General features: G+C 35.4%; 30 protein-coding genes and 4 pseudogenes. 27 read left to right on the forward strand and 7 right to left on the reverse strand.

Translation table 11 applies throughout. The features are described 5' to 3' along the window. Window positions 1-25 precede the first annotated feature (25 nt). The 5 genes from D9780_RS05765 to D9780_RS21605 all read left to right on the forward strand — a co-directional run bounded on the left by D9780_RS05765 (window position 26) and on the right by D9780_RS21605 (window position 2,850). Window positions 26-361, forward strand: a complete 336-nt coding sequence (locus D9780_RS05765; RefSeq protein WP_121639576.1) for an IS66 family insertion sequence element accessory protein TnpA — start codon at window positions 26-28, stop codon at window positions 359-361. 8 nt (window positions 362-369) lie between these two features. After that, on the forward strand, window positions 370-720 hold the full coding sequence (gene tnpB / locus D9780_RS05770; protein ID WP_162985804.1) for an IS66 family insertion sequence element accessory protein TnpB: 351 nt from the start codon (window positions 370-372) through the stop codon (window positions 718-720). Between the two features lie 67 nt (window positions 721-787). After that, window positions 788-2,365, forward strand: coding sequence for an IS66 family transposase (locus tag D9780_RS05775; RefSeq protein ID WP_121639575.1), 1,578 nt, complete (start codon window positions 788-790; stop codon window positions 2,363-2,365). A gap of 74 nt (window positions 2,366-2,439) precedes the next feature. Further along, the gene (locus tag D9780_RS21040; protein WP_162985805.1) at window positions 2,440-2,613 is read left to right on the forward strand and encodes a hypothetical protein; all 174 of its coding nucleotides are present in this window, start codon (window positions 2,440-2,442) and stop codon (window positions 2,611-2,613) included. Window positions 2,614-2,694: 81 nt separating this feature from the next. Beyond that, a complete protein-coding gene (locus D9780_RS21605) occupies window positions 2,695-2,850 on the forward strand; it encodes an IS66 family transposase (RefSeq protein WP_371413707.1) in 156 nt (51 codons plus the stop codon). Between the two features lie 939 nt (window positions 2,851-3,789). Here D9780_RS21605 and D9780_RS05780 read toward each other — a convergent pair. From D9780_RS05780 to D9780_RS05790, 4 genes are all read right to left on the reverse strand, one after another. After that, window positions 3,790-4,230 carry an HAD family hydrolase gene (locus D9780_RS05780; protein ID WP_371413733.1) on the reverse strand — a complete coding sequence of 147 codons (441 nt, stop codon included), beginning with the start codon at window positions 4,228-4,230 and terminating at the stop codon, window positions 3,790-3,792. Beyond that, a complete protein-coding gene (locus tag D9780_RS21610) occupies window positions 4,227-4,436 on the reverse strand; it encodes an HAD hydrolase-like protein (RefSeq protein ID WP_371413708.1) in 210 nt (69 codons plus the stop codon). Before D9780_RS21610 ends, D9780_RS05780 begins: the two co-directional genes overlap by 4 nt. A 61-nt stretch (window positions 4,437-4,497) precedes the next feature. After that, a complete protein-coding gene (locus D9780_RS05785; RefSeq protein WP_121639579.1) occupies window positions 4,498-5,448 on the reverse strand; it encodes a nucleotidyltransferase family protein in 951 nt (316 codons plus the stop codon). A gap of 366 nt (window positions 5,449-5,814) precedes the next feature. Beyond that, window positions 5,815-7,062: an MFS transporter gene (locus tag D9780_RS05790; RefSeq protein ID WP_240458821.1), complete on the reverse strand. Its 1,248-nt coding sequence runs from the start codon at window positions 7,060-7,062 to the stop codon at window positions 5,815-5,817. A 177-nt stretch (window positions 7,063-7,239) separates the two neighbouring features. Between D9780_RS05790 and D9780_RS05795 the strand changes: the two genes are divergently transcribed. The 6 genes from D9780_RS05795 to D9780_RS05820 are packed head-to-tail and all read left to right on the forward strand — an operon-like array spanning window position 7,240 to window position 12,810. Then, window positions 7,240-8,262 (forward strand): phosphotransferase enzyme family protein, encoded by a 1,023-nt coding sequence (locus D9780_RS05795; RefSeq protein WP_121639581.1) that lies wholly within the window; start codon window positions 7,240-7,242, stop codon window positions 8,260-8,262. Window positions 8,263-8,268: 6 nt separating this feature from the next. Next, window positions 8,269-8,883 (forward strand): NUDIX hydrolase N-terminal domain-containing protein, encoded by a 615-nt coding sequence (locus D9780_RS05800; RefSeq protein ID WP_121639582.1) that lies wholly within the window; start codon window positions 8,269-8,271, stop codon window positions 8,881-8,883. A 22-nt stretch (window positions 8,884-8,905) separates the two neighbouring features. After that, entirely contained in the window at window positions 8,906-9,616 is a 711-nt protein-coding gene (locus tag D9780_RS05805) for an SDR family oxidoreductase (protein ID WP_121639583.1), read from the forward strand. Between the two features lie 26 nt (window positions 9,617-9,642). Then, entirely contained in the window at window positions 9,643-10,617 is a 975-nt protein-coding gene (locus D9780_RS05810; protein ID WP_121639584.1) for a polysaccharide biosynthesis protein, read from the forward strand. Then, entirely contained in the window at window positions 10,614-11,231 is a 618-nt protein-coding gene (locus D9780_RS05815; protein ID WP_121639585.1) for a nucleoside/nucleotide kinase family protein, read from the forward strand. Before D9780_RS05810 ends, D9780_RS05815 begins: the two co-directional genes overlap by 4 nt. Window position 11,232: 1 nt before the next feature. After that, window positions 11,233-12,810, forward strand: coding sequence for an NHL repeat-containing protein (locus tag D9780_RS05820; protein WP_121639586.1), 1,578 nt, complete (start codon window positions 11,233-11,235; stop codon window positions 12,808-12,810). Between the two features lie 71 nt (window positions 12,811-12,881). Here the strand turns inward: D9780_RS05820 and D9780_RS21615 are convergent, their stop codons facing one another. Beyond that, window positions 12,882-13,070, reverse strand: coding sequence for a transposase (locus D9780_RS21615; RefSeq protein WP_121639587.1), 189 nt, complete (start codon window positions 13,068-13,070; stop codon window positions 12,882-12,884). 43 nt (window positions 13,071-13,113) lie between these two features. On the opposite strand from D9780_RS21615, the gene D9780_RS05830 reads away from it, so the two are divergent. The 7 genes and pseudogenes from D9780_RS05830 to D9780_RS05860 all read left to right on the forward strand — a co-directional run. Continuing rightward, a complete protein-coding gene (locus D9780_RS05830; protein WP_121639576.1) occupies window positions 13,114-13,449 on the forward strand; it encodes an IS66 family insertion sequence element accessory protein TnpA in 336 nt (111 codons plus the stop codon). A gap of 8 nt (window positions 13,450-13,457) precedes the next feature. Continuing rightward, entirely contained in the window at window positions 13,458-13,808 is a 351-nt protein-coding gene (gene tnpB / locus D9780_RS05835; protein WP_162985804.1) for an IS66 family insertion sequence element accessory protein TnpB, read from the forward strand. 67 nt (window positions 13,809-13,875) lie between these two features. Then, a pseudogene (locus tag D9780_RS05840) lies at window positions 13,876-14,550 on the forward strand (IS66 family transposase zinc-finger binding domain-containing protein); the annotation flags it as partial. An 82-nt stretch (window positions 14,551-14,632) separates the two neighbouring features. Further along, window positions 14,633-14,968 (forward strand): IS66 family insertion sequence element accessory protein TnpA, encoded by a 336-nt coding sequence (locus D9780_RS05845; RefSeq protein WP_121639576.1) that lies wholly within the window; start codon window positions 14,633-14,635, stop codon window positions 14,966-14,968. An 8-nt stretch (window positions 14,969-14,976) separates the two neighbouring features. After that, window positions 14,977-15,327, forward strand: coding sequence for an IS66 family insertion sequence element accessory protein TnpB (tnpB, locus tag D9780_RS05850; protein ID WP_162985804.1), 351 nt, complete (start codon window positions 14,977-14,979; stop codon window positions 15,325-15,327). A 67-nt stretch (window positions 15,328-15,394) separates the two neighbouring features. Further along, complete coding sequence (locus D9780_RS05855) at window positions 15,395-16,972, forward strand: IS66 family transposase (protein ID WP_121639575.1); 1,578 nt, start codon at window positions 15,395-15,397, stop codon at window positions 16,970-16,972. 53 nt (window positions 16,973-17,025) lie between these two features. Next, a pseudogene (locus D9780_RS05860) lies at window positions 17,026-17,937 on the forward strand (IS66 family transposase); the annotation flags it as partial. On the opposite strand, the gene D9780_RS05865 reads toward D9780_RS05860, so the two are convergent. Next, entirely contained in the window at window positions 17,930-18,787 is an 858-nt protein-coding gene (locus D9780_RS05865; RefSeq protein WP_121639588.1) for a transposase, read from the reverse strand. The pseudogene D9780_RS05860 and the gene D9780_RS05865 sit on opposite strands and share 8 nt — an antisense overlap. Before the next feature lie 435 nt (window positions 18,788-19,222). On the opposite strand from D9780_RS05865, the gene D9780_RS05870 reads away from it, so the two are divergent. The 8 genes and pseudogenes from D9780_RS05870 to D9780_RS21620 all read left to right on the forward strand — a co-directional run. Next, window positions 19,223-20,194: an IS30 family transposase gene (locus D9780_RS05870; protein ID WP_121639589.1), complete on the forward strand. Its 972-nt coding sequence runs from the start codon at window positions 19,223-19,225 to the stop codon at window positions 20,192-20,194. 64 nt (window positions 20,195-20,258) lie between these two features. Continuing rightward, window positions 20,259-20,537 carry a rhodanese-like domain-containing protein gene (locus D9780_RS05875; RefSeq protein ID WP_205601120.1) on the forward strand — a complete coding sequence of 93 codons (279 nt, stop codon included), beginning with the start codon at window positions 20,259-20,261 and terminating at the stop codon, window positions 20,535-20,537. Window positions 20,538-20,774: 237 nt separating this feature from the next. Further along, the gene (locus tag D9780_RS05880) at window positions 20,775-21,086 is read left to right on the forward strand and encodes a transposase (protein ID WP_077299814.1); all 312 of its coding nucleotides are present in this window, start codon (window positions 20,775-20,777) and stop codon (window positions 21,084-21,086) included. A gap of 35 nt (window positions 21,087-21,121) precedes the next feature. Then, a complete protein-coding gene (locus D9780_RS05885) occupies window positions 21,122-21,745 on the forward strand; it encodes an IS3 family transposase (RefSeq protein WP_162985807.1) in 624 nt (207 codons plus the stop codon). 32 nt (window positions 21,746-21,777) lie between these two features. Beyond that, complete coding sequence (locus D9780_RS05890) at window positions 21,778-21,996, forward strand: integrase core domain-containing protein (protein WP_162985808.1); 219 nt, start codon at window positions 21,778-21,780, stop codon at window positions 21,994-21,996. 429 nt (window positions 21,997-22,425) lie between these two features. After that, window positions 22,426-22,515: pseudogene (locus tag D9780_RS05895) on the forward strand (helix-turn-helix transcriptional regulator); the annotation flags it as partial. A gap of 243 nt (window positions 22,516-22,758) precedes the next feature. Further along, entirely contained in the window at window positions 22,759-23,157 is a 399-nt protein-coding gene (gene mobL / locus D9780_RS05900) for a relaxase MobL (RefSeq protein WP_256359890.1), read from the forward strand. An 848-nt stretch (window positions 23,158-24,005) separates the two neighbouring features. After that, a pseudogene (locus D9780_RS21620) lies at window positions 24,006-24,299 on the forward strand (restriction endonuclease); the annotation flags it as partial. Window positions 24,300-24,629: 330 nt separating this feature from the next. On the opposite strand, the gene D9780_RS05920 reads toward D9780_RS21620, so the two are convergent. Then, a complete protein-coding gene (locus tag D9780_RS05920) occupies window positions 24,630-24,839 on the reverse strand; it encodes a DUF3955 domain-containing protein (protein ID WP_121639595.1) in 210 nt (69 codons plus the stop codon). Window positions 24,840-25,250: 411 nt separating this feature from the next. On the opposite strand from D9780_RS05920, the gene D9780_RS05925 reads away from it, so the two are divergent. Further along, window positions 25,251-26,444: an IS256 family transposase gene (locus D9780_RS05925; protein WP_121639596.1), complete on the forward strand. Its 1,194-nt coding sequence runs from the start codon at window positions 25,251-25,253 to the stop codon at window positions 26,442-26,444. The last annotated feature ends 115 nt before the right edge of the window (window positions 26,445-26,559 follow it).

Raw genomic sequence — 26,559 nt, forward strand, 5'->3', positions numbered from 1 at the left:
AGAAAATAAATTAGGAGGTTATGCGATGACCCTAAAAGACAAGCGAATAGAATGGAAAGCGCGGTATGATGCCTGGAAAAAAAGCGGACAAAGTATATCTGAATGGTGCCGAGGGAAAGAAATTAAAACGCATCAGATGTATTATTGGGTGCAACAATTTCGTGAGCACGGCAAAACTTCCATCAAGAAAAGCGCATCCAGGGAAACACAATGGCTAACCGTTCAAATGGGTGATTCTCCACTTGTACCACCTCACGAGAAAGAACCAATCTTTATTCACGTTGGTTCCACCTCCATTGAAGTGCGATCAGGAACGGATATGAACTTACTCTCGGATATTATTCATGTTTTAGGGAAGTAATCACGTTCATGAATATGCCATTTGAAAAAGTGTATTTAGCTTGCGGTAGCACAGATATGCGTAAATCGATTGATGGACTTGCTGCCATTGTGATAGAATGCTTCGATTTAGACCCTTTTTCTCCTTGCCTGTTTGTATTTTGTAACCGAAAGCGTGATAAGTTAAAAATACTGCAATGGGAAGTCAACGGATTTTGGCTGTATTATCGTCGGCTTGAAAAAGGAACATTTCAATGGCCATCCGATAAAGACACAACGCCTATATCTATTAGCCCACGTCAATTTCGCTGGTTGTTGGATGGTATGTCGATGAACCAGCACCAAGCACACAGAGAAGTACTAGCGCGCACGATTCTATAAAAAATTGAAATATAGAAATACGGGAATTCGACTAGGCAAGTCGGGTTCTTTTTCGTATACTAATTTTATGGATAAAACAGCGCAAACAAACAAGAAAACAATGGAATATTATCAAGAGCTCAACGAAAAGCTAGAGTTGGAAAAAGAAGAGTTAGAAGCAAAATTAAAATGGTATGAAGAACAATTTAGATTGCTTCAACAACAAAAATTCGGCTCTTCTAGCGAGAAGACCAATTCTGACCAACTGTCTCTTTTTAACGAGGTAGAGGACACTTCGGATTCCAACCATGAAGAGCCTACGGTGGAGGCGATTACATATAAACGCAAGAAGCAAAAAGGGCAACGCAAGGAGCAATTAGACAACCTGCCTACGGAAACGGTAGAATACCGTTTACCTGCTGAGGAACAGGTGTGTTCGTGTTGCGCTGGTGAACTGCATGAAATGAGCACGCAAGTGCGTAAAGAATTAAAGGTTATTCCTGCGCAGGTGAAAGTGGTGGAACATGTCCAGTACGTCTATAGCTGTCGCCATTGTGAACAACATGAGATACAAACGCCTATTCAAACAGCTAAAATGCCGGCGCCTGTGTTTCCGGGGAGTTTAGCCTCTCCTTCCGCCATGGCCTATACGATGTCGCAAAAATACGTGGAAGGAATGCCGTTGTATCGCCAAGAGAAGCAATTCGAACGATTTGGCGTCTTTATTCCACGTCAAACACTAGCTAATTGGGTCATATATGGTGCGACCACTTGGCTTACTCTCATTTACAAAGAGATGCATACCGCCCTATTAGAATTGGATACCATACATGCAGATGAAACAGTTGTACAAGTTTTATCTGAACCAGGTAGAAAAGCTACTTCCAATTCGTATATGTGGCTGTATCGCTCTGGCCATACGGATGTGCCAATCATTTTGTATGAGTACCAGCAAACAAGAGCATCCAAACATCCACGACGATTCCTACAGGGATATCAGGGCTACTTAACAGTAGACGGTTACCCTGGTTATAATGGAATAAAGAATGTCGTACTGATTGGTTGCTGGGCGCATGCACGTCGTAAATTCACAGAAGCATTACAATCGCTTCCCGAATCTTCGACCACTACAGCGGTAAAAGCGAAAGAAGGCTTAGACTTTTGTAATCAATTATTCGATATCGAACGCGACCTAAAGAGCGTTAGCCCAAAGGAACGTTATGAACAACGTTTGGAGCGCAGTCAGCCCGTGCTGGATGCTTTTTCAGCATGGCTAAAACAGCAAACACCGCGTGTTCTTCCGAAGAGTAAACTAGGCAAAGCTGTTACCTATTGCCGTAAACAATGGGATCGCTTAGAAGGATTTTTAAAGGATGGAAGATTGGAGATAGACAACAACTGCGCAGAGCGGTCGATCAAGCCTTTTGTGATCGGAAGAAAAGCTTGGCTGTTTAGTAATACCGCCAAAGGAGCTACATCCAGTGCCATTGTTTATAGCATAGTGGAAACAGCCAAGGAAAACGGATTAAATCCATTCCATTATCTTAGCTACTTATTTGAACGACTTCCCAATATAGATACAACAGATAGGGAACAACTAGCCCAACTCTTACCGTGGTCAACCACGCTGCCTCAAGAGTGTCGCGTTCCTACGAAATCTAAGTAAATCTTAACATAGGCCCACATCTACATAATAGGTGTGGGCTGTTTTACGCTTACGTTTTAATGGAGAGGGATATCATGAATAAAAATTTATATTTCATTGTTTTAGTGATAGTTGCAGGTTCATTTCTTATAAATATTTTCGTAGACAATGACTCTATTTCAACAATAATAAATATTATTGCATTAATTGTACTTGTTGCTGTGGCTATTTATTTATGGATTACGCTTGGTCGAAAATCAAGCAAATAACCTTGAAGCAAGTGCCAGAGTCTGTATTTCCAGGAAGTCTGGCATCTCCTTCGACCATCGCTTATATCATGCACCAAAAGTATGCGGAGAGGAGTTTTGCCTCTATATCGTCAGGAGAGGCATTTGAAACGCTTTGGCATTTCTATTCCGCAAATGTTTGTCAACGGAATTACTTATGAAGCTAATACTTGTCTCTCCCTTATTTATGACCATTTGCACGCGCATCTTTTAGACTAAGATAGCCTCCATGCATGTGAAACGACGCTGTAGCTTGGAACGTCCCGCCACATCAACCATCCTACATGTGGCTTTATCGTACAGGAAACAAAGGACCTCCTATTGTTCTGTATGGTTACCAGCAGAACGAGTGAACGTCCAAGTCATAAATTTACAGATGCCCTCAAAGCATTGTTATTAAAACACTTGGCTCTTGAAACAGGGTATCATGCCCGCTTCTCCGCATAAAGGCACTTTGTTGAACAAACTTACTTTTATAATATGAATCATTATATGTTCTGTTTAGTCTACTTCACCTTAATTTTTTGTCTAGTCAAGTGTAACCTATCCAAACAATATATGACACTAACTGTCCTGCCGATGAATTGAACCACTAATAAGTAGTTTGGAGCCACCGAATGCGGAAAAGAGAGCCACTAATAGTGAAATCATTCTTTAAAGTATAAAGACTGAGCCACATTGTGGCTGTTTGCTATTGACTGTAACGCTCGTTTCTTTACATTTGCTGGAAGAGGGGCTCCGCCAGCGAATGCTTAGAATAGGATTGTCCGTTTTATCATCCTTGAGCGGGTGTGCCTATTTGGCATTTATTTATTTATAAAAGACCGATTGTTCCCTCAATATGACAAGTTAATTCAATGGTGGCGGATAGTAGTAATTGCGCTAATTATGGTAAAACATTGGAGGTGTATCTTCCTTCCGCTATTACTGACCCAAACTGTCCGCAATACGCAACAACATCTAACTCCTATATTTTCTAGTATCGAGGATTAATTACCACATACCAACTAAAAAAAGTTCTAATCGTAGAAGAACGGTGATCAGAACATTTTAAAAATTACTCTTGATTAGTTATTTCATTTATAATAACTTCTAAAAAGGTGTTAACATTTAAAATATAATTTATAAGAAATTTTGGATTTATTACTAAAAAGGTCTTTAATGAAAGGAACTAATGAATTCATTTATGTTTGTATAGATTTTATTAGGTTGAATATTGAAAATAGATGTTTGGTAAGTAGGTAACCATTGGACACCCACAGTATAGATATTTGCCTTTTTCCCAGCTAGGATATCAGCATCGCTATCACCTATAAATATCGCATCATCATTTTTGATATTAAAAAAGGATAACACTTTATTTATTCCTTCAGGATCAGGTTTGGGTTTAATCACATCATCTCCAGTTATTATATAGTCAAATATATTATTCATTTGAAGATATTTTAGAGAAATATGTAAACTTGTTTCAGATTTTCCAGTTACAATACCCAAGTTAAAACCATTTTTTTTAAGATAACGTAACATATTATTAATTTCAAGATTCGGTTTAACAAAATCTTTATGTTTTTCTTCATAAGTACTTAAATATAATTCTATAGCTTTTTTTTTTTACTATTTATAAGATTAGACTTAATTATGTTTGGTTCTGTAGGACCAAACATTTTTTTAATTTGTTTAACGGAAAAATTCTTGTTATCAAAAACATAAAAAACTTTCTGTAAAGAATGGTAGCAGAGATTTAAAGTATCGGCTAATGTTCCATCAAAATCAAAAATAATTGTATTAATCTGTTCTTTTTTCACAAGTCACACCCCTAGAAATAGTATCTGTTATTAATGTGTTAGTAACAATTATTTAATATCTTTAAATTTTACTTTCAATCTTTTCTACAATAGTGTCTATTTCTTCAGAAGTAATTTCTTTATATGCGATAGAGTAAATAAGTTCAATGGGGGTAGTATTCGTATAACCAGTTTTATAAAGTCTGTTTATAATATCCCTTTTTTCAATACCTGACTCCCGTATAATTTTTAGGGTGATAAGGAAAAGCTGAAGGTTAATAGACTCACCTATAATTATTTCATGGTAAACCTTATTAATAAAGTACCATATTTCATCAATTCTTTCCATCCGAGGAAAACGCCCTTTTCCTAACATCCAACTTGTATCTAAATCAAATGTTAAACCATGATGAACATCTATACAATAATCTGTAAAAAAAATATTGTCCTTTGAACGAATTCTAAAAGTGGTTAGTAGGTTTTTATTAAAATTAAATGCGTCAAGGTTAGGTATATGAACCATTTTTGATAAAGGGAATAACTCATAGTGTTTTTTTTCCATTTCTAATATTTCTTCTTCTTTTGCTGTAACCCACTCACCTTGATTAGAGTATGCTCCATGCTGAAAACCATTTTGTAATAGAATTTCCCTAACAAAGGAACATTGATTTTTTTCAACCAAAATATCAACGTCAGAAAGCTTTCTTAAATTTATATAATCAGGAGTGTTATATAAATCCGATATACCCTTAATCCATAAACGATTTATGTTGTTTGTTTCTAGTGTGTTATCGAGGTCTATAGAAGTATTAATTAAATTTATATTTCTAATTTTATTAATCATAATAGAATCTTCAAATAGATTAATTAGTTTGTCATCAAAGGTCACCTCTTGTGTATTTACAAACTCTGATACAAATCCGAATAGTTTTGTTTTTATAAGTGGTATGAAGTCTTTTTGTGATAAATGAAATGGTTTTTGACTTATTTTTTCTCCTATTAATAGAAATCTTATAAAATCTTTATTTAACAATGCGTAGTCCTCCGATCTAAATGTTAAAGGAGAGGGTCTGTAGAAATAAAATTTATATTAAATACTTAAACTATCTCCAACGAATAGGTGCGGAAAAGATATTTCCTTTCATTAAAATCACCCTCCTTTCTAGTAAAAAGGTAAATAAACTAAATGTAAATAGACCCTCTCCCTATAATTGAAACAATAAAATAAAAAAACCGAATAGTCAAGTAAATTTAGTAGTTATGAATTTTTATTTTATTTAGTTAATCATGAAATAAATTTTAATTAGATCCCTTTTAAAGGTGTATACGGACAGTGCTTTTGCTCAAACAGAATCTTTTTAATTTTGGGATGGAAGGGAGCAAATAGCGTTTATACGAATTATTTAATGCTTTTTATATTTACCTTTTTTGAGTTATGGTTATTTCCCGTATTTAATTGTTGAAGGCTAGGTAAAAACCAGGCTATTACACAAGGGATAATTATAAGCAAACCTAATATATAAAATAGATAGTTGAAACCGATAGTTTCGGCAAGAATACCTCCCAAAATAGTACCAAAGGGGATCCCTAGTCTTGCGAATAAACTACGTATGCTAAGTACTCTACCTAATAGTAGTTTCGGGACTCTTTTTTGAAATAATGTTGTGTTATTGATGTTAAAAATAGAGGTGAAGAATCCAAACATTATCATACCGAATAATCCTATTAAGTAGTGAGTTGTAGTACTTAGTAAACATATTGAAAGTCCTGCCAATAAAATTGATCCTAACATTATTTGTTTTAAATTTTTAAACTCCCTTTTGGTGGTTAATAAAATCGAACCTAATAACATTCCGCAAGCAACTGAGGAACTGAACAATCCATAGTGAAAAGAGGAACCATCCAAATAGTCCAATACATATGGGAGTAGCAACGGTTGTATAGAACCAGCACTAAAATTAACTATTACCACTAATAGGCTTATCCACAAAAATAATTTATTATTTTTGTAATAATTAACTCCTTTTTTGAAATCATTTAACCAGGTTGATGAATTTTGAGTATTAGTAGAAGTATCTTTTATATAATTTGGCAAAAATAAGAGTATAAAACCGGATATAAATAAAGTGAAAATTAATAATGATATTAGAAAGATTGGATTTGTTAAACCTATGAGTAATCCCCCTAGGGTTGGACCTATGAGCATCATAGTTTGCAAAGTAGATTCTAGGAGTGAATTTGCCTGCAATAAATTTTTTTCAGGAACAACTTGTTTGATATATATATTACTTGCAGGACGGAATAAGGGTTCTACGATTCCGACTATAGATGTGACAAAATAAATACTTTCCGAGGATAAATTACCAAATAAAACTAGAAAAAAAATAGTTAGAAAAGCAATGGATCTTACCCATTCTGAAAATATCATAATTTTCTTTTTATCAACTTTGTCTAAGTAGGGACCCGAAATCAAAATACTTAAAGTGGTAAAAGTCATGTAGACAAACCATAGTGTAGACATGGAAATAGTAGATTCAGTTAAGTCATATAATAACCATGACAGAATAAAAACAGAAAATGTATTACCTAGTCCTGAGGCTGTTTGTGCAAACCAAATATACATTAGGTACTTATTTTGAAGTAGCACTCTCAATATAATCATTCCTTTTAAAAAAAATAAAAAGATACAAATACATAACAAATTGATTTTTAATTTTATTGTACATTAGGTAGAATTATTTGAAAATACGTAAATGTTATTGTACCATTAAAAAAGAATACGTATTTATCCTAGTAATATTCATATATAGGGGGGAAGTGGTAAATGGAATCTCTATCTCAAATATTATCAAATTATTTTATAAATATAAATAATTTGATTGCTTCGCAAATTCCGAAAAGTGAAGAAGGTTTATTTAATAAAACATTTATAGTACAGGATTCGGGAATTTATTATATATTGCAAAAGGTAAATTCAATATTAAAGGAAAATGTGTTTTATAATATTGAACATATTACAGAAAGAATGAGTAAATTGGGATGGGAAATGCCAAATATTATACGAACAAGGTCAGGGACGTTATATCATCAGACAAAGGATGGGACAATCTGGAGGTTATATAATTATATATTAGGTGAAAACATTAAAGATATCAATAAAATAGATTTATATATGATGGGATCACTGTTAAGTAAGTTTCATAGTGATTTGTATAAAATTAATTTTATACCTAAATCTCCAATTTCGAATTTCCATAATTTTTCATATTATTTAAAAAAGATAGAAAGACTTAAAAAATTTATTTTAGATAAAAAGCTATATTCCATAGCAGAAGACATTTTAACGATCAAAGAGATAGAAATAATTTCTACTAAAAATGTTCAATTAATACATGGAGATTGTAGATTTCAAAATATTATATACGATAAAAACGGAATACCATTTACATTTATTGATCTTGATACTTTTATGAACGGTTCCATATTTATCGATATTGGTGATTTGTTAAGATCGATATCATGTGATGAAGAGCAGATTAGACCCAGTATTTCAGTTGATAACATTAAAAAGGTGATTAATGGGTATTATAATTGTATGAAAGAGAAAATGGGAAAGGTTGATTTTGTTAAAAGTACTTTGGCAGGATTTAAACAGATTACTTTAGAGTTATGTATGCGTTTTGTAATTGATTATGTGGAGGATTACTACTTTGCTTGGGACAAAGAAAAATATTCATCGAGAAAGGAAAATAATAGATTAATAGCTATAGGGCAATGGGATTTATATAATCAGATTAATAGTATAAGTGAAAAATATTTGTTGGATATGTTTCTGAAGGAGGCGTAAAAAGTAATGAACATACTAGAATTTACAGAAAAAGTAAGGGCGATTGCTACAGAGGGGGTTTATTATGCAAGAGATCCTTATGACGATTTAAGGTATAAAAAATTACTTGATTTAACAGCTGAGGTTATTTCATCAACGTTAAATGTCGACAAAAAAATATTAATGACAAATTTTCTTAAAGATTCCGGTATTATAACTCCTAAGATTGGAGTTGTAGTGCCTATTGTAAGCGAAGATGGTAACTATCTTATTCTACAAAGAAGTGATGATTTCAAGTGGTGTTTCCCATGCGGTTTTGTTGATGTAAGGGAAGATATATATTCTACCTCCATAAAAGAAGTTAAAGAGGAAACTGGATTAAATATTACTCCTAGAGGAATAAATGGACTAACCTTTAAGGGGCCAGATACATATGATGATATAACTCACTACCAATTAAATGTAGTGGTTGAAACTAATAAAGTTAAAGAAAATTCAAAGATATCATTGAGCCATGAGCACATTCATTATAGGTGGATAGATATATCAGAGAATGTAAGTGATTCTTTTTGGCATAGTGGACATGAGAAGATTTTAAATTATCTTGAGAACAATGTAACTTCTATACCATTGATCAAATAACAGGTAAAAAGGTGTTAATATTATGAAAAAAAAGAAAAAGATTGCTCTAATTACAGGAATTACAGGAGATATCGGGAAAGAAATTGCAATTAAATTGAAGAAAGAAGGATATTTTATAGTAGGAATAACTAGAGATAGCGAAAAAGCAGATAGTATAAGAAAGTTTCTTGGTTGTGAGTATTGCTACATTTTTATATCAGATATCACTAATGAAAACAGTTTCGAAAGTATATTTACTCATAATTTGTTTGAAGAAAAGACTGTTAGTCTTATTATACATTCTGCTGGAGTCCTTAAAATGGGTAATATGGATGATCATAGTAGGAAGGATTGGGATAAGATTCTTGCAACTAACTTAAGTAGTACATTTAATTTAGTTTCTAGTTTCCTTAAATCAGTAAGAAAATCAGGAAATACTCTATTTATAATATTTGGTTCTAGATGGGGACGAGGGGGAGCAGAAAATGCACCTGCTTATAGTGCTGCCAAATCAGGACTCCGAGGTTTTGTTAAATCATTACAAAAGGAATTTCATAAAACTGGATTTCGTTTTATTTTAATTTCTCCAGGAAGTGTCGATTCAGAAATGTCTAGGCAAGTTGATCCTCATATTAAAGAAAAATTAATAAGTCCACGGGATATAGCCTTACTTGTTGAGTATGTATCGAAGACTCCTAACTATATAATATTTGATGAAATAGGTATTAAGTCATATCCTTATGACTTAAAATAGACTGAATAACTGATGGGGGTTGAAAGATGTTTAAAAATAAAGTGATTTTAGTTATTGGAGCAACAGGAACCGTTGGATATGAAATAGTTAAAAAAATAATAAAAGAAAGACCTAAATGTATTCTTCTTTTCGGAAGAAATGAATATCATCATTTTAAAATTCAACAAAGCATTACATATGATGGATTAAAAAACGTAATCGGGGATATAAGAGACAAGGAGAGTCTTCGCTCTGTAATGCGGGAAGTTGATTATGTATTTAATTTTGCTGCTTTAAAACATGTGGAATATTGTGAAAATAATCCTTTTGAGGCTATAAAAACAAATTTAATTGGATTACAAAATATAATAGAATGTGCTTTTGAACTTAACGTGAAAAAAGTTATACATGCTAGTAGTGATAAAGCTGTAAATCCTATTAATGTTATGGGGGCTACTAAGATGCTAGGAGAAAGGCTTATTTTATCAAAAGCGTTGGCAACTTCTTCCCCAATATTTGCAACAGTTAGGTTTACTAATATTATAGAGTCAAGGGGGTCGGTTGTAGAGGTTTGGTTAAATCAAATAAAAAAGAAAAGTCCAGTTACAATAACTTGTCCAAATATGACGAGATATGTAATGCTTAAGGACAAGGCGGTACAACTTGTGTTAAATGCTTGTAAGGAGGCGAAAGGAGGAGAAATATTTATACCTAAATCACCTGAGATTAAGTTAAATGATTTATGTCAAATTGTTATTAACGAAGCCAGTGATATGTGGGGGATTGATAAGAATTCGATAATTATACACAAAATTGGTCGAAGATCTGGAGAAAAAAAGCACGAGGAATTAATCGGGGAAAGTGAAAAGAAATTCGCTTTAGAAAATGATGATACAATAATTATTAATCCTTTTAAAAAAAACTTAGGACAGTCTGAACCTAAATATTCATATAGTAATAGAAACGATTCGAAAGAAGTGCACGAGATAGTTAGGAATATTATAAGGGGTATGGATATATGATAGTTTCATTTTCAGGAATAGATGGAAGTGGAAAAACGTCTATGAGTAAAAGATTGGCGAAATACTTTAATGAGATAGGTATTAAGTCTAGATATATGAGGCCAAACTACGACAATAATGAAATAATTAAGAAATACTGCTTTAATAAGTATAATGATGAGCATGCGTATTATCCCAATCTAAACTCTGATTTATACCTATCATCGTTAACAATGGATTGGTTGAATTGGTGGTATAACAGTACGATAGAAGAGAACACGTTATATTTTTGTGACCGTTATATTATAGATGTGTATACACAATCTTTACAGTATAATGCTAATCCTGAGGTGGTTTCCCCCTTATTTGAAGCTTTACCAAAACCTTTGATAAGCTTTTATTTAGATATTAAACCAGAAAATGCAGAGAATAGAATAAAAAAAAGAAGTTACCCAGAACAACATAAATTAGAGTCACTTAATGAGTTAAAAAGATTACAAAAAAACTATAAAATAGCAGAAAAGAATAGTAAGTGGTCATATCATTATTTAAATGCTGAGGGGAAATTTGAACAAAACGTTCAACATGCATTTAAGATTATCCGTTCATATTTAAGCTTGGGAGAGAAAATTTAAAATGCTATTAAAATTTATTAATGATTACGGACCTGAATACGTAGGAGAGTATAAAGAAAGAGGTGAGAGTTACTTTACTGAACCATTTTACTTTGAATTAGACGATAATAAGTGCAACATATCTGAGATAATGGATAAGGATAATCAATACAAGATAATTAATAATAATGTTTACGAGCAAAAGAATAATATGGATATTGGTAAACCAAGATTACAGGGAAAACCAATCATTTTAAATGACAATGGGGATGCTCTTAGGTATGGAACTGATGTTATAAAAGTAGAATGGGAAAATGGGATAAAAATTTATAGAAAGAATCAGGTACATGATTATAATTTTAATCCTCAGACTGAACCTTCTAATCTACAGTTTATAGAAGAAAATCTTCTTCTGACATTGCCTAAGAAACAAATAGTTCTTATTATAAGCCCGTTGGGGGAAATTCTGTGGTCTTTCGGTACTAAAAATAGACCAGGGAGTGGTTACTATTTAAACGTACCAATGTTTGCTTTGTTTGATGAAAGTACAGGCACTATTTTTATTTCTGATACATTAAATTCACGAGTGATACAAGTTAATGAGAAGGAAGAGATTGTTTGGAGTTATGGGAAGGAGGGAGACTTAGGGTCGTATTTAGAAAGGCTATGGTATCCTATATGTGTAAAACCTTTATTAAATGAAAATTATGCAATAGCAGACTCGAAAAATGATAGAATAATCGTCGTATCAAAAAATAAGGAAATATTAAAGCAATATGGAGAACCCATAGTAGAAAGGTTTTCTCTTACATATCCACGGTCAGTACAAAAAGTAAGCAACAAAAAGATATTAGTAGCTAATACCCATAAGAATGAAATAAGGGTTTTTGATACCAGTAATAGGGATTTAGACATCATAATTAACACATCTCATTTAGATTTACACTGGCCTAGGTGTATTAAATATATTAAAGAATTCTCAGAACTAGTGATTGCTGATGGATTAAATAACAGGATACTTGTTATAGATGATAAGTCATTGGAAATTAAAAAAGTTTTCACTTCGACAATTGATTATAATATTAAAGATCCTCATGACATAGATTTTAATATAATAAATAAAAATTTTTTAATAACGAGTACAGGTTCGAACGAGGTAATAGAAATTAATAGACAAGGTAACCTCATAAACAAATGGGATAAACTAAATGATCCTCATAATGCACGATATTATGATAATAAAATAGTTATTTCTGACTCAGGGAATTCAAGGATATTGATTATTGAAAAAGATAGCAATCCTAAGGTTTTAAGTATATTGTCATATTTAAACGAGGAAAAACTTATTCTAAATAGACCGAGGTTTGTTTTACCGTATAAAACAAATGGATTTTTAATAGCTGATACAGGAAACCATAGAATTTTAGTTGTAAACCAAATCAAAAACAAATGGTATGGAAATAGTGTTGCTATTAGATATTCAAATATGAGGACTATAGAAGATTTAAGTTATCCAAGGTGGATAGAAAAAGACAAAAATCACCTATTTATTACAGATACTGAAAACTGCAGAATAATAAAATGTGAGATTTTAGAATAAAATAATCGGTATAAATATTAATTAAGTTTTTTGGCTTTCATCAAAACCCTTGATTGACAACCCGAGTGCAACTATGCTAGTTTACGGTTGCACTCCACAATAATGCGCTCTTTATATATAGCTTGATTACGTGTAAAATAAAGTCTCCGTTGAAGTGCTTGAAGTCGGTTATTCCGCCCTTCTACAGCTGCATTTGTATAGCGTAGACGATGGTAGTTGAGTAAGCGTAAAATAAAATACACATAACAATCACAGGGCATCTATGTGATAATCTTCTTAGAAAATAAATTAGGAGGTTATGCGATGACCCTAAAAGACAAGCGAATAGAATGGAAAGCGCGGTATGATGCCTGGAAAAAAAGCGGACAAAGTATATCTGAATGGTGCCGAGGGAAAGAAATTAAAACGCATCAGATGTATTATTGGGTGCAACAATTTCGTGAGCACGGCAAAACTTCCATCAAGAAAAGCGCATCCAGGGAAACACAATGGCTAACCGTTCAAATGGGTGATTCTCCACTTGTACCACCTCACGAGAAAGAACCAATCTTTATTCACGTTGGTTCCACCTCCATTGAAGTGCGATCAGGAACGGATATGAACTTACTCTCGGATATTATTCATGTTTTAGGGAAGTAATCACGTTCATGAATATGCCATTTGAAAAAGTGTATTTAGCTTGCGGTAGCACAGATATGCGTAAATCGATTGATGGACTTGCTGCCATTGTGATAGAATGCTTCGATTTAGACCCTTTTTCTCCTTGCCTGTTTGTATTTTGTAACCGAAAGCGTGATAAGTTAAAAATACTGCAATGGGAAGTCAACGGATTTTGGCTGTATTATCGTCGGCTTGAAAAAGGAACATTTCAATGGCCATCCGATAAAGACACAACGCCTATATCTATTAGCCCACGTCAATTTCGCTGGTTGTTGGATGGTATGTCGATGAACCAGCACCAAGCACACAGAGAAGTACTAGCGCGCACGATTCTATAAAAAATTGAAATATAGAAATACGGGAATTCGACTAGGCAAGTCGGGTTCTTTTTCGTATACTAATTTTATGGATAAAACAGCGCAAACAAACAAGAAAACAATGGAATATTATCAAGAGCTCAACGAAAAGCTAGAGTTGGAAAAAGAAGAGTTAGAAGCAAAATTAAAATGGTATGAAGAACAATTTAGATTGCTTCAACAACAAAAATTCGGCTCTTCTAGCGAGAAGACCAATTCTGACCAACTGTCTCTTTTTAACGAGGTAGAGGACACTTCGGATTCCAACCATGAAGAGCCTACGGTGGAGGCGATTACATATAAACGCAAGAAGCAAAAAGGGCAACGCAAGGAGCAATTAGACAACCTGCCTACGGAAACGGTAGAATACCGTTTACCTGCTGAGGAACAGGTGTGTTCGTGTTGCGCTGGTGAACTGCATGAAATGAGCACGCAAGTGCGTAAAGAATTAAAGGTTATTCCTGCGCAGGTGAAAGTGGTGGAACATGTCCAGTACGTCTATAGCTGTCGCCATTGTGAACAACATGAGATACAAACGCCTATTCAAACAGCTAAAATGCCGGCGCCTGTGTTTCCGGGGAGTTTAGCCTCTCCTTCCGCCATGGCCTATACGATGTCGCAAAAATACGTGGAAGGAATGCCGTTGTATCGCCAAGAGAAGCAATTCGAACGATTTGGCGTCTTTATTCCACGTCAAACACTAGCTAATTGGGTCATATATGGGTAAGCGTAAAATAAAATACACATAACAATCACAGGGCATCTATGTGATAATCTTCTTAGAAAATAAATTAGGAGGTTATGCGATGACCCTAAAAGACAAGCGAATAGAATGGAAAGCGCGGTATGATGCCTGGAAAAAAAGCGGACAAAGTATATCTGAATGGTGCCGAGGGAAAGAAATTAAAACGCATCAGATGTATTATTGGGTGCAACAATTTCGTGAGCACGGCAAAACTTCCATCAAGAAAAGCGCATCCAGGGAAACACAATGGCTAACCGTTCAAATGGGTGATTCTCCACTTGTACCACCTCACGAGAAAGAACCAATCTTTATTCACGTTGGTTCCACCTCCATTGAAGTGCGATCAGGAACGGATATGAACTTACTCTCGGATATTATTCATGTTTTAGGGAAGTAATCACGTTCATGAATATGCCATTTGAAAAAGTGTATTTAGCTTGCGGTAGCACAGATATGCGTAAATCGATTGATGGACTTGCTGCCATTGTGATAGAATGCTTCGATTTAGACCCTTTTTCTCCTTGCCTGTTTGTATTTTGTAACCGAAAGCGTGATAAGTTAAAAATACTGCAATGGGAAGTCAACGGATTTTGGCTGTATTATCGTCGGCTTGAAAAAGGAACATTTCAATGGCCATCCGATAAAGACACAACGCCTATATCTATTAGCCCACGTCAATTTCGCTGGTTGTTGGATGGTATGTCGATGAACCAGCACCAAGCACACAGAGAAGTACTAGCGCGCACGATTCTATAAAAAATTGAAATATAGAAATACGGGAATTCGACTAGGCAAGTCGGGTTCTTTTTCGTATACTAATTTTATGGATAAAACAGCGCAAACAAACAAGAAAACAATGGAATATTATCAAGAGCTCAACGAAAAGCTAGAGTTGGAAAAAGAAGAGTTAGAAGCAAAATTAAAATGGTATGAAGAACAATTTAGATTGCTTCAACAACAAAAATTCGGCTCTTCTAGCGAGAAGACCAATTCTGACCAACTGTCTCTTTTTAACGAGGTAGAGGACACTTCGGATTCCAACCATGAAGAGCCTACGGTGGAGGCGATTACATATAAACGCAAGAAGCAAAAAGGGCAACGCAAGGAGCAATTAGACAACCTGCCTACGGAAACGGTAGAATACCGTTTACCTGCTGAGGAACAGGTGTGTTCGTGTTGCGCTGGTGAACTGCATGAAATGAGCACGCAAGTGCGTAAAGAATTAAAGGTTATTCCTGCGCAGGTGAAAGTGGTGGAACATGTCCAGTACGTCTATAGCTGTCGCCATTGTGAACAACATGAGATACAAACGCCTATTCAAACAGCTAAAATGCCGGCGCCTGTGTTTCCGGGGAGTTTAGCCTCTCCTTCCGCCATGGCCTATACGATGTCGCAAAAATACGTGGAAGGAATGCCGTTGTATCGCCAAGAGAAGCAATTCGAACGATTTGGCGTCTTTATTCCACGTCAAACACTAGCTAATTGGGTCATATATGGTGCGACCACTTGGCTTACTCTCATTTACAAAGAGATGCATACCGCCCTATTAGAATTGGATACCATACATGCAGATGAAACAGTTGTACAAGTTTTATCTGAACCAGGTAGAAAAGCTACTTCCAATTCGTATATGTGGCTGTATCGCTCTGGCCATACGGATGTGCCAATCATTTTGTATGAGTACCAGCAAACAAGAGCATCCAAACATCCACGACGATTCCTACAGGGATATCAGGGCTACTTAACAGTAGACGGTTACCCTGGTTATAATGGAATAAAGAATGTCGTACTGATTGGTTGCTGGGCGCATGCACGTCGTAAATTCACAGAAGCATTACAATCGCTTCCCGAATCTTCGACCACTACAGCGGTAAAAGCGAAAGAAGGCTTAGACTTTTGTAATCAATTATTCGATATCGAACGCGACCTAAAGAGCGTTAGCCCAAAGGAACGTTATGAACAACGTTTGGAGCGCAGTCAGCCCGTGCTGGATGCTTTTTCAGCATGGCTAAAACAGCAAACACCGCGTGTTCTTCCGAAGAGTAAACTAGGCAAAGCTGTTACCTATTGCCGTAAACAATGGGATCGCTTAGAAGGATTTTTAAAGGATGGAAGATTGGAGATAGACAACAACTGCGCAGAGCGGTCGATCAAGCCTTTTGTGATCGGAAGAAAAGCTTGGCTGTTTAGTAATACCGCCAAAGGAGCTACATCCAGTGCCATTGTTTATAGCATAGTGGAAACAGCCAAGGAAAACGGATTAAATCCATTCCATTATCTTAGCTACTTATTTGAACGACTTCCCAATATAGATACAACAGATAGGGAACAACTAGCCCAACTCTTACCGTGGTCAACCACGCTGCCTCAAGAGTGTCGCGTTCCTACGAAATCTAAGTAAATCTTAACATAGGCCCACATCTACATAATAGGTGTGGGCTGTTTTACGCTTACATATATGGTGCGACCACTTGGCTTACTCTCATTTACAAAGAGATGCATACCGCCCTATTAGAATTGGATACCATACATGCAGATGAAACAGTTGTACAAGTTTTATCTGAACCAGGTAGAAAAGCTACTTCCAATTCGTATATGTGGCTGTATCGCTCTGGCCATACGGATGTGCCAATCATTTTGTATGAGTACCAGCAAACAAGAGCATCCAAACATCCACGACGATTCCTACAGGGATATCAGGGCTACTTAACAGTAGACGGTTACCCTGGTTATAATGGAATAAAGAATGTCGTACTGATTGGTTGCTGGGCGCATGCACGTCGTAAATTCACAGAAGCATTACAATCGCTTCCCGAATCTTCGACCACTACAGCGGTAAAAGCGAAAGAAGGCTTAGACTTTTGTAATCAATTATTCGATATCGAACGCGACCTAAAGAGCGTTAGCCCAAAGGAACGTTATGAACAACGTTTGGAGCGCAGTCAGCCCGTGCTGGATGCTTTTTCAGCATGGCTAAAACAGCAAACACCGCGTGTTCTTCCGAAGAGTAAACTAGGCAAAGCTGTTACCTATTGCCGTAAACAATGGGATCGCTTAGAAGGATTTTTAAAGGATGGAAGATTGGAGATAGACAACAACTGCGCAGAGCGGTCGATCAAGCCTTTTGTGATCGGAAGAAAAGCTTGGCTGTTTAGTAATACCGCCAAAGGAGCTACATCCAGTGCCATTGTTTATAGCATAGTGGAAACAGCCAAGGAAAACGGATTAAATCCATTCCATTATCTTAGCTACTTATTTGAACGACTTCCCAATATAGATACAACAGACAGGGAACAACTAGCCCAACTCTTACCGTGGTCAACCACGCTGCCTCAAGAGTGTCGCGTTCCTACGAAATCTAAGTAAATCTTAACATAGGCCCACATAGCAGGTGGTCGTTTAATTTCTTCCTAGCTTGGGAAGATAAATCCTTTTGAACCAACCGACGAACATCTTGAAGAGCTTCTGTCACATAGCGATTCACATGAAATCTGTCGGCAATTCGAATGGCCCCAGGGAACCACTCTTTACAAAAGGTATGGTATGCTTTGGCTAAATCCATCACAACAGCAACGGGATTTAGCAATTTGAACATCGTGTGGTTTGCAGCGTGATTTTGCAGTTCTTCGCCAGTACGACCAGAAATAATATCAAGGAAACGTCTGCCTTTCAGGTCGTGAAGCCCTGTATTATAGATATGGCCTTTACGTATGGCAAAATCATCTATTCCAAGCACTAAATTTTCCCGTTCAACAGTTTCTTGATATGCTTTCTCATGCACTTCCTGACTTTTCTCATGTAGATCACCTTTGAAAATGCGCTCCATGGTAGAATAAGGAACTTGTTCTTCCGCCGATGTATGAATAACTGTGGTTCCATAAGTTCGGCTTGCAAGATAGGAAGAGACTGCTTTTGTATAACGCTTCTTTGGCTCAAGAAACGAATGCTCCCATGTGAAAGTAGAACCACAATTTTTACAAGCTAAACAAATGGCAGGCACACGTAAGTTAACCGTCCTGCCAAAAGCAGCTAGATGGCGAACATTTCGCTTACAAGGAATGCCATTTAGGTGAACAGATGCGGAATCACAATATGGACAATCTTGCGTATGATCGATTGGAGTTACTTCAATAATGGCATGGTTCTCTTTTGTTTCTATGTTTACAATTTGTATTTCTGGTAAATTTAAGAGTTCATTGATATACTTATAGGGCATCTGTCTAACCTTCTTTGCTTTTTGTCTGGTAACTTAAAGCATAACAGGTAGGCGGATGTTTTTTATTTCCTAGATTGTAAAATTAAGCGAGACACATAAAATATTGTCATCAGATTAGGTGCTTTAAGTGAAGTCACCCTACCACCACCCTTGACCTTGTTTGTGTCCGTGGTGAGATGTAAGCGGCGGATGGTTGAAAAAATGCCTTAAGGCAGCATCCGCATGAATAGCGTACCACGGACAATCCATTCTAAGCTCCGCTGGTGGGGCCCCGACCCCTTCCAGCGATTACTAAGAATGGGCACGGCGGTCAAGGGCAGGCAGCTAAAGCTGTGGTTAGTGTGATATTGTGACTTCAAAGAGATGCAATACAAAAAAGACATGCCATGATATACTCAATCAAAACCTACCAAAGTTAAGGAGAGTGTATCTGACATGTCCTATACCCATCTTACCAAAACAGAGCTCATATTCATAGAGGAATATCTTGAATTTGGTCTATCGGGTCGAAAAATTGCTGAAAAATTAAAGCGTGGTCATGAAACTATATATCGTGTTATTCGCGCACTGAAAAAAGGTCTAACTGCACTAGACATTCATTTGAACTATAAAGCGAACAAAGCTAAATGCGGTCGAAAAATAACGCAGTTAACAGATGAAGAAAGGGCCTACATTGAAGAAAAAGCCCGTGACGGTTGGACGCCTGATGTTATCATCGGTCGGAATGAAAGACCTATTTCCTGTAGCATGCGCACGCTTTACCGTAAGTTTAAAAAAGGCGAATTTGATATAAATACTTTGCCTATGCAAGGCAAGCGCAAACCAAATGGTTATAAGGAAAAAAGAGGGAAACAAAGCTTTAGACGCGGCATTCAAGATCGAGACAATGACCATCCGAATTACAAGAAAGAATTTGGTCACCTAGAAGGAGACACGATTGTTGGTCGCCACCATAAAAGTGCTGTCATCACATTGGTTGAGCGATTAACAAAATGTATCATTGCCATTAAGCCAGAGGGAAGAAGAGCTGCTAATGTTGAATCATCGCTTAATGACTGGCTCGCTCCACTGCCGAAACACTTGTTTAAATCGATTATTTTCGACTGTGGTAAAGAGTTTTCTAATTGGAAATCTATCAGTAATAAGCAAGATATTGATATTTATTTTGCAGATCCTGGAACCCCTTCACAAAGAGGATTGAATGAACATTCCAACGGTCTGCTTCGAAGAAATGGGCTACCAAAGGATATGGATTTCAACCCCATAACCCAAACGTATATTTCTGAAGTAGCACTTAGAAGAAACAATATTCCAAGAAAATCATTAGGTTACAAAACACCGATGGAGTGTTTCATGTCCCATGTCGATAAAGAATTTGATCAAAACATGTTGTCTCGCTTAATTTGACAAATCAAATTTATTTAGAACCTCTACCATATTTTCCTTTATATATCAACTATTTATTTTGGTGTTGACTCATAAAGCAAATGAATTTTTTGAAGAAAAGATTAATGCGACTTTCAGTCCAATGGATTATTTACAAGTAGTGAACAAAACTCCAGAAAGGTATTATTTAGTAGATGTACGAAATGGTCCAGCTCATTTGAAAAAAGAAAAAATTGAGGGAGCAGTAGAAATTCCTCAAGGGGAGTTAGAAAATAGAGTATCCGAACTGCCGAAAGATAAAACATTAGCGTTATATTGTTGGGATGTTTGGTGTAACACAGCAGCTAAGGCACAGTTTTTTTAATAAGTGAGGGGTTCGAGGTTAGAGAGCTTGCAGGCGGTATTGCAGCTTGGAATACAATGCGTTTCAATACTGAGAAAGTAGATGGATTTGATAAATAATTACTGAACTCTTAGTTCAGTTTAATTGTTTAATTTTAGCTTTTCATATTGAAGAGGAAACTCATAAGCCCCCAAATGAACTTGGACACTAAGAGTGCAATTTAATATAATAATACAAAGTGTCAGGGAGGCTATCAATATGAAACGAACAAGACATTCTAAAGAATTTAAAATACAAGTAATTAAAGAAGCAATGGAGACTGGGAAAACATCAGTTGTTGCACGTCGATATGAACTCAATCCAAATATGGTTACAAGATGGGTTCGGGAGTACAAAGATGGCAAATATGGTGACATAGATGTAGCTACTATTCCAGACCTCGATTCTAAACATCTTGCGAATGAAAATGATCATTTGAAAAAAATATTAGGTGAAAAAGATCTTGAAATAGCTATATTACGAGACCTTATAAAAAAACAAAACCCTCACTTACTGAAAAAATGGAAGTAGCCGATACATGGATTCGAAAAGGATATGCCATCACATTGGTATTAAAAATATTGAAAATTCCTCGTTCCACTTATTATTATCGAAAAAATTATCGTGTGAACGAGAAGCAAGTGAGTGAGGGGCGTCCAGCACCAGGCTATTCCATCACTGAGGACGGAAAGAAGATAGCTGATGAACAGATTAAAGAATTTTTATTAGAGCTTATATCTGGCGAGTGTCATAGTTATGGCTACCGCAAATTAACTGTTGTCCTTCGCCGTCAGTACAAGTTAATCATCAATAAAAAGAAGGTGTATCGTCTCTGTAAAGAACTAGATATCTTGCGTCCTCAAAGAAGGAAAAAAGTTTCACATCCTAGAAAATTGGCGCGAAATAATACCATTACGGAATCCAACCAACTTTGGGAGGCGGATATAAAATACGGATATATTCATGGTGAAGATCGATTTCTATTTATCTTTTCCATTATCGACATATGCGATAGATCCATCATTGATTATCATATAGGACTGAATTGTGGGGCTAAAGAAGCCGTACAGACCTTGAATAGGGTTTTGATGAAACGGCAACTATTTGAAGTAAACCCATTATACGCACAGATAATGGCCCACAGTTCATTTCTAACTCATTTGAAGATTATTGCAAAAATCGAGCTATAGAACATGAAAGAATACCGCCAAAAACGCCAAATATGAATGCGCATATCGAATCATTCCATCGGATTATGGAGGATGATTGTATGTCCCGTTTCGAGTTTGCAACCTATGGAGAAGCATATGAAGCGATTACAGATTTTATGGACTTTTACAATCATCGACGCATTCATTCAAGCATTGGTGACTTAGCACCATATGAATTTTATGAGTTATACAAGGAAAAGAAGGTAATCATAAAGGAAATACGAGTGTAGCCCCCTTCCATTTTTTCTTCCTTTTGTCCTGCCTTTCAACATGCCAATGCTGGCATGGAATCAAGGGCGAAGCGGAGCGAAGGGCAAAGTCTTTACCCTTGATGGAATGATAGCATTGGCTATGATCTTAGAAGGACAAAAGTGAAGGTAATTCATGAAAAATAGCGAATTTCTAAGTAAAAGTTAGTTTAAGAGTGTTTTTGTCCAAAATTAGGGGGTTAATCCGGAAAGCAAGGAAGGATTCTTAAGCGTAAAATAGAGGCTGAGACATAACTAGTCAATAATAACTTAGAAATGGTTCCAATCGTCGGTTTTAATGATTGGAACCATTTTTGGGGGGATTATCACTTTCTATTGTTAAAAAATTCACCTAAAATTAGCTCATGAACCTAAGTGATGATCAGTAACTACCTCTATTTGCAATTGGTACACATAGCAAATGCTATGCAGAAGCTAGGTGTCAAGGGGCGATCACAGGCTGTTGTAGAGCTCCTTCGTATGGGGGAATTAAAGCTCTAATCGGCTCGGCTTTCCGTAATGGGAAGCCGGGTTTTCGTGTTTAGGGACTTTATATGTAGACGAAGGAATGTGTGAAAAAAGGACTGGCTAAGCTGTGTAAAGAGCAATTCTGTTAGATAAAATTGAGATTCTCAAAAATAGTAATATTACGTCAATAGAACTTCTCACAATACATTATATATCGTAAATCATGTTGTGTATTATCTACAATGATATACCATTTGTTAGCTAATTCCTGTCAGTATGGTATTCAATGTAATAAAAAACTTTTGTTTGAATGAAGGTTGCATTTCCTTCTGTGTATATTACCTACCATTCTCATTTTTTAATTGCTATGAGTCTGTTAATGATGCAAGGCCATACATTGATGAGATGGTTTTCATTTATTTAGAAACGAATCATGCAACAGAAATGCAGGAATTGAACCAACTATTAGATGAGCAAGTGGAAATCTCTAAGCAACTATACGGAGAAGATAGCAAACATGGAGCATATAAACAGACAAAATTAAACGATTTAAAAAAGCGTATGGGAAATGCTGTTTTAACAGAAATGAGAGAACAGATAAGAGAAGATCGTGCTAAGCGTATTAATCAACAAAAGCAAGGTCGTAAACATTCTAATTTTACGTATGCCCCGTAATATTGGGAACGGAAGTTAAATATTAACTATTCTTTGATAAGGTTAAACAACAGTCTAAGGAAAACTTATCATGACTATAAACGTGAACGAAACATTGAAAAATTTGACCGAATGATGGAAGAAAAATAACTAAGGGGGGAAACAACATGTTGATTGTAACTATAGTTAATTGTGGTATTCTTTCTAGTGAAAAAATTATAAAAATTTAATCACTTATTGCTTAAATCTCTTCATCTTTGTTAGGATTTTAGTGTAGATAACCAATATTTCTTTTATTTTCATCTAGGATATAAGATCATCATAGTGAAAACAATGACAATTATGGATTTGTCAACTTACGACTTTAAATGGAGAGAAACCGAATGATTATTTTTTTATGGATTTTTGCTACAGTATATGTCCTAAGTTATGTATCAATTTATAATTATCTAGATAATGACAATACTTTGTGGGCTATTACATTCAACACTGTATTTTTAGTTTTAGCAATTAGATTAGTTTATAACTCGTACCGTTATAAAGAAAAAAGGGAAATGATATTATTTATTATACTTGGTTTGTTTATTATATTGGCAAACATCCTTATAATTGTGAAAGGTTTTTAAATGGGAAAGCAAGTCATTAATTTTTTAACTGCTGTATTAGTTGCTGTAGGAATATACATTCACTATACTTCATCTAATATTATATTTTTCCCATACCTTATTGGTTTAATATATGCCAATTTACTAGCTAAAGCAATCTTTCTAAAAGATCAAAATAAATAATTATTGAAATTGACTCCTAACAGATATTTTTAAAATATCTCCTGAAAGCTTTGAGCAAGGGGTTTCTTGTTCAGATCTTTAGATAAGGCTTGGGTGATAACCAATTCCTTTTTCACAAAGCAAGCGATAGAGCTTGCTGAAGCGTGTGGAGTAAAACTATTGAATAGATACGAACTAGAACAGTTTATTATCAAGAGAATGTTTTCTGATTATTTACATTTTTATACTAATGGGTTTATTTACAACGGTCAATCAGCTAATGGTCTATCTTTTAATAATGTTGTTATATGGATAGTCTTATTAATTACAAGTATTGAAATTGGTATGGAGTGGAAAAAGTTATTAGAAATTCAGAGAAGTAGAGAAGTTTTGTGAAATAACAAACCTGTTTCTGCAACCGTAATCATAACTCTTCCCGTAATTTTATAAACGAAGTACGCATATTTTGATGTTGGGGAAGGGAATTATGTTTAAACAGTCCGATGTAGAAATAACTAAATATAATGACTACAGATATTTAATTTACACGCGTGTTTCTAGTGATAAAGATAGCCAAAAAGAATCTGTTCCTAACAAATTGATATATGTCGATACATATAAAACCACCAGTGGGGGGGCAGTTCATTCCACACTGGTGGTTTTAATTAGGAGTTATGCTCCAATTATCAATAAAGAAATAAAACTATAAAATATTTATTGCTGGCTTTAGTTGCGATTTTTTATAACCGCAACTAAAGCCATTAAACATAGTAAAGTTATACCACTAAATATAAAAAGAAAACTTAATGGAATTAAGAAAAATGGCTCTTTTAATACACCGTCTTCTGTAACTCTTGCTCCAATAATATAATAACTCATTAAACAAATCACGCCCAACAATATTGGGCTGCTTGCTAATATCATTTTCTTTTTCATCAATTATCTACTCCTTTATTTGAACTCTCTTTGGTATACTAAAATATCACCAGATGAATAACAATACAAAACGCCACGCGCGCTGTCCGAATTTTCCAACTCTAGAAACAATAACTGTTGTAATTTCTGCTGTTTATCATAATTCTATTGCAATAGGATAATTTCCTTTGTGTCACAATTAATCACTCTTTTTAAATGACATACTAATTATAATGTAATAAAATGGTGAATGTCAATCTTTATTTATCGCTTTACAATAAATGATTATTGTTAATTGGGTTGATTTGTTTGTGAGAGTGTAAAATATTTTGTGTAAATAGAAATATCAATTAAACAAGTTCATAGAAAAAGGAAGACCCTTTTTGTAGAATAAAGTTAGCACACAAAATTCACAGAAAAGAGGTCTTCCCTATAAACCATCTTACTACAGATTTAATTGAAGCACTAGCAAAAAAACAAGATATTGAAGAAGTTTTTCGCCGTCATTTAGAAGAAGCTATTAACCAATTACTAAAGCATGAATTAACTGTATTTCTGGATTACGAACCGTATGAACGCAAGGGAGTTCATTCAGGTAACTCTCGTAATGGATTTTATGACCGTACTTTTAAGACGGAGTACGGTGAGCTACAACTTCGTATACCAAGGGATAGGAACGGCGAATTTCAACAACAAACAGTGGCTCCATATAAGCGTTCCAACGACACGCTGGAACAGTTTGTTATTCATCTTTATGAAAAGGGAATTACAACAGATGAAATCGCACATCTAATCGAACGAATGTACGGACATCATTACACCAAACAGACCGTGTCTAACTTAACAAAATTGGTAGCAGAAGATGTACAAGCATTTCATGAACGTAAATTAGAAAAGCGTTACGCATGCATTTACTTAGATGCTACTCAAATCCCTATTCGTCGTAACACGGTAGAGAAAGAGTCTGTATATATTGCAATTGGGATCACGGAAGACGGCATAAAAGAAGTATTAGATTTTACTATTGCACCAACAGAATCCGCACACGTATGGGAAGAATTGATGCAGGAACTATATCAGCGCGGTGTTGAAGACGTTCTGCTCTTCATCTCAGACGGTCTAACTGGCATGACAGATGCCATTCACCGTGTCTATCCTAAAGCAAAGCATCAAGTGTGCTGCGTCCATGTTGCCCGCAATATTGCTAAGAAGGTTCGTGTCAAAGACCGTTCAGAGATACTTGGTGACTTTAAAACTGTTTATCACGCCATAGACAAAAAAGAAGCCCTACAAGCGTTAGAACAGTTTCAAAGCAAATGGGAAAAGACATATCCACGTGTCATTGACGCAGTCGTAAAAAATGAACAATTATTAACATTTTATGAGTTCCCTGCCTCTATTCGACGGAGTATCTATTCCACAAATTTAATAGAAGCTTTTAACAAAGAAATAAAGAGATACGTCAAACGAAAGGAGCAGTTTCCAAACGAGGAGGCTTTAGAACGTTTTCTTGTCACGCGATTTCTAGAGTATAACCATAAATTCAGCATGCGCTGCCATCGAGGTTTTGATCAGGCGAAACCTGAATTAGTTGCCATGTTCGAATCTCTGGAGAATGGTACTTAGAATCCGCCATCCTTGACCTTGTTTTACGGTCGTGGTGTATATCTACTGGCGGGTGCAGAAAATATAGCCACATAAGGCTCCACCCGCTTTTTTATGGTACCACGACCGTACTCTT

Origin of the sequence: Virgibacillus sp. Bac330 (genome assembly GCF_003667845.1) — a bacterium.
In the GTDB taxonomy this organism is placed as follows: domain Bacteria; phylum Bacillota; class Bacilli; order Bacillales; family Amphibacillaceae; genus Virgibacillus; species Virgibacillus chiguensis.

Bases quoted from the DNA above. Each gene is read 5' to 3' on its own strand.
- D9780_RS05765 (WP_121639576.1), top strand. From the start codon at position 26: ATGACCCTAAAAGACAAGCGAATAGAATGGAAAGCGCGGTATGATGCC.
- tnpB (WP_162985804.1), top strand. From the start codon at position 370: ATGAATATGCCATTTGAAAAAGTGTATTTAGCTTGCGGTAGCACAGAT.
- D9780_RS05775 (WP_121639575.1), top strand. From the start codon at position 788: ATGGATAAAACAGCGCAAACAAACAAGAAAACAATGGAATATTATCAA.
- D9780_RS21040 (WP_162985805.1), top strand. From the start codon at position 2,440: ATGAATAAAAATTTATATTTCATTGTTTTAGTGATAGTTGCAGGTTCA.
- D9780_RS21605 (WP_371413707.1), top strand. From the start codon at position 2,695: ATGCGGAGAGGAGTTTTGCCTCTATATCGTCAGGAGAGGCATTTGAAA.
- D9780_RS05795 (WP_121639581.1), top strand. From the start codon at position 7,240: ATGGAATCTCTATCTCAAATATTATCAAATTATTTTATAAATATAAAT.
- D9780_RS05800 (WP_121639582.1), top strand. From the start codon at position 8,269: ATGAACATACTAGAATTTACAGAAAAAGTAAGGGCGATTGCTACAGAG.
- D9780_RS05805 (WP_121639583.1), top strand. From the start codon at position 8,906: ATGAAAAAAAAGAAAAAGATTGCTCTAATTACAGGAATTACAGGAGAT.
- D9780_RS05810 (WP_121639584.1), top strand. From the start codon at position 9,643: ATGTTTAAAAATAAAGTGATTTTAGTTATTGGAGCAACAGGAACCGTT.
- D9780_RS05815 (WP_121639585.1), top strand. From the start codon at position 10,614: ATGATAGTTTCATTTTCAGGAATAGATGGAAGTGGAAAAACGTCTATG.
- D9780_RS05820 (WP_121639586.1), top strand. From the start codon at position 11,233: ATGCTATTAAAATTTATTAATGATTACGGACCTGAATACGTAGGAGAG.
- D9780_RS21615 (WP_121639587.1), bottom strand. From the start codon at position 13,070: ATGCCCTGTGATTGTTATGTGTATTTTATTTTACGCTTACTCAACTAC.
- D9780_RS05830 (WP_121639576.1), top strand. From the start codon at position 13,114: ATGACCCTAAAAGACAAGCGAATAGAATGGAAAGCGCGGTATGATGCC.
- tnpB (WP_162985804.1), top strand. From the start codon at position 13,458: ATGAATATGCCATTTGAAAAAGTGTATTTAGCTTGCGGTAGCACAGAT.
- D9780_RS05845 (WP_121639576.1), top strand. From the start codon at position 14,633: ATGACCCTAAAAGACAAGCGAATAGAATGGAAAGCGCGGTATGATGCC.
- tnpB (WP_162985804.1), top strand. From the start codon at position 14,977: ATGAATATGCCATTTGAAAAAGTGTATTTAGCTTGCGGTAGCACAGAT.
- D9780_RS05855 (WP_121639575.1), top strand. From the start codon at position 15,395: ATGGATAAAACAGCGCAAACAAACAAGAAAACAATGGAATATTATCAA.
- D9780_RS05865 (WP_121639588.1), bottom strand. From the start codon at position 18,787: ATGCCCTATAAGTATATCAATGAACTCTTAAATTTACCAGAAATACAA.
- D9780_RS05870 (WP_121639589.1), top strand. From the start codon at position 19,223: ATGTCCTATACCCATCTTACCAAAACAGAGCTCATATTCATAGAGGAA.
- D9780_RS05880 (WP_077299814.1), top strand. From the start codon at position 20,775: ATGAAACGAACAAGACATTCTAAAGAATTTAAAATACAAGTAATTAAA.
- D9780_RS05890 (WP_162985808.1), top strand. From the start codon at position 21,778: ATGAATGCGCATATCGAATCATTCCATCGGATTATGGAGGATGATTGT.
- mobL (WP_256359890.1), top strand. From the start codon at position 22,759: ATGGTATTCAATGTAATAAAAAACTTTTGTTTGAATGAAGGTTGCATT.
- D9780_RS05920 (WP_121639595.1), bottom strand. From the start codon at position 24,839: ATGAAAAAGAAAATGATATTAGCAAGCAGCCCAATATTGTTGGGCGTG.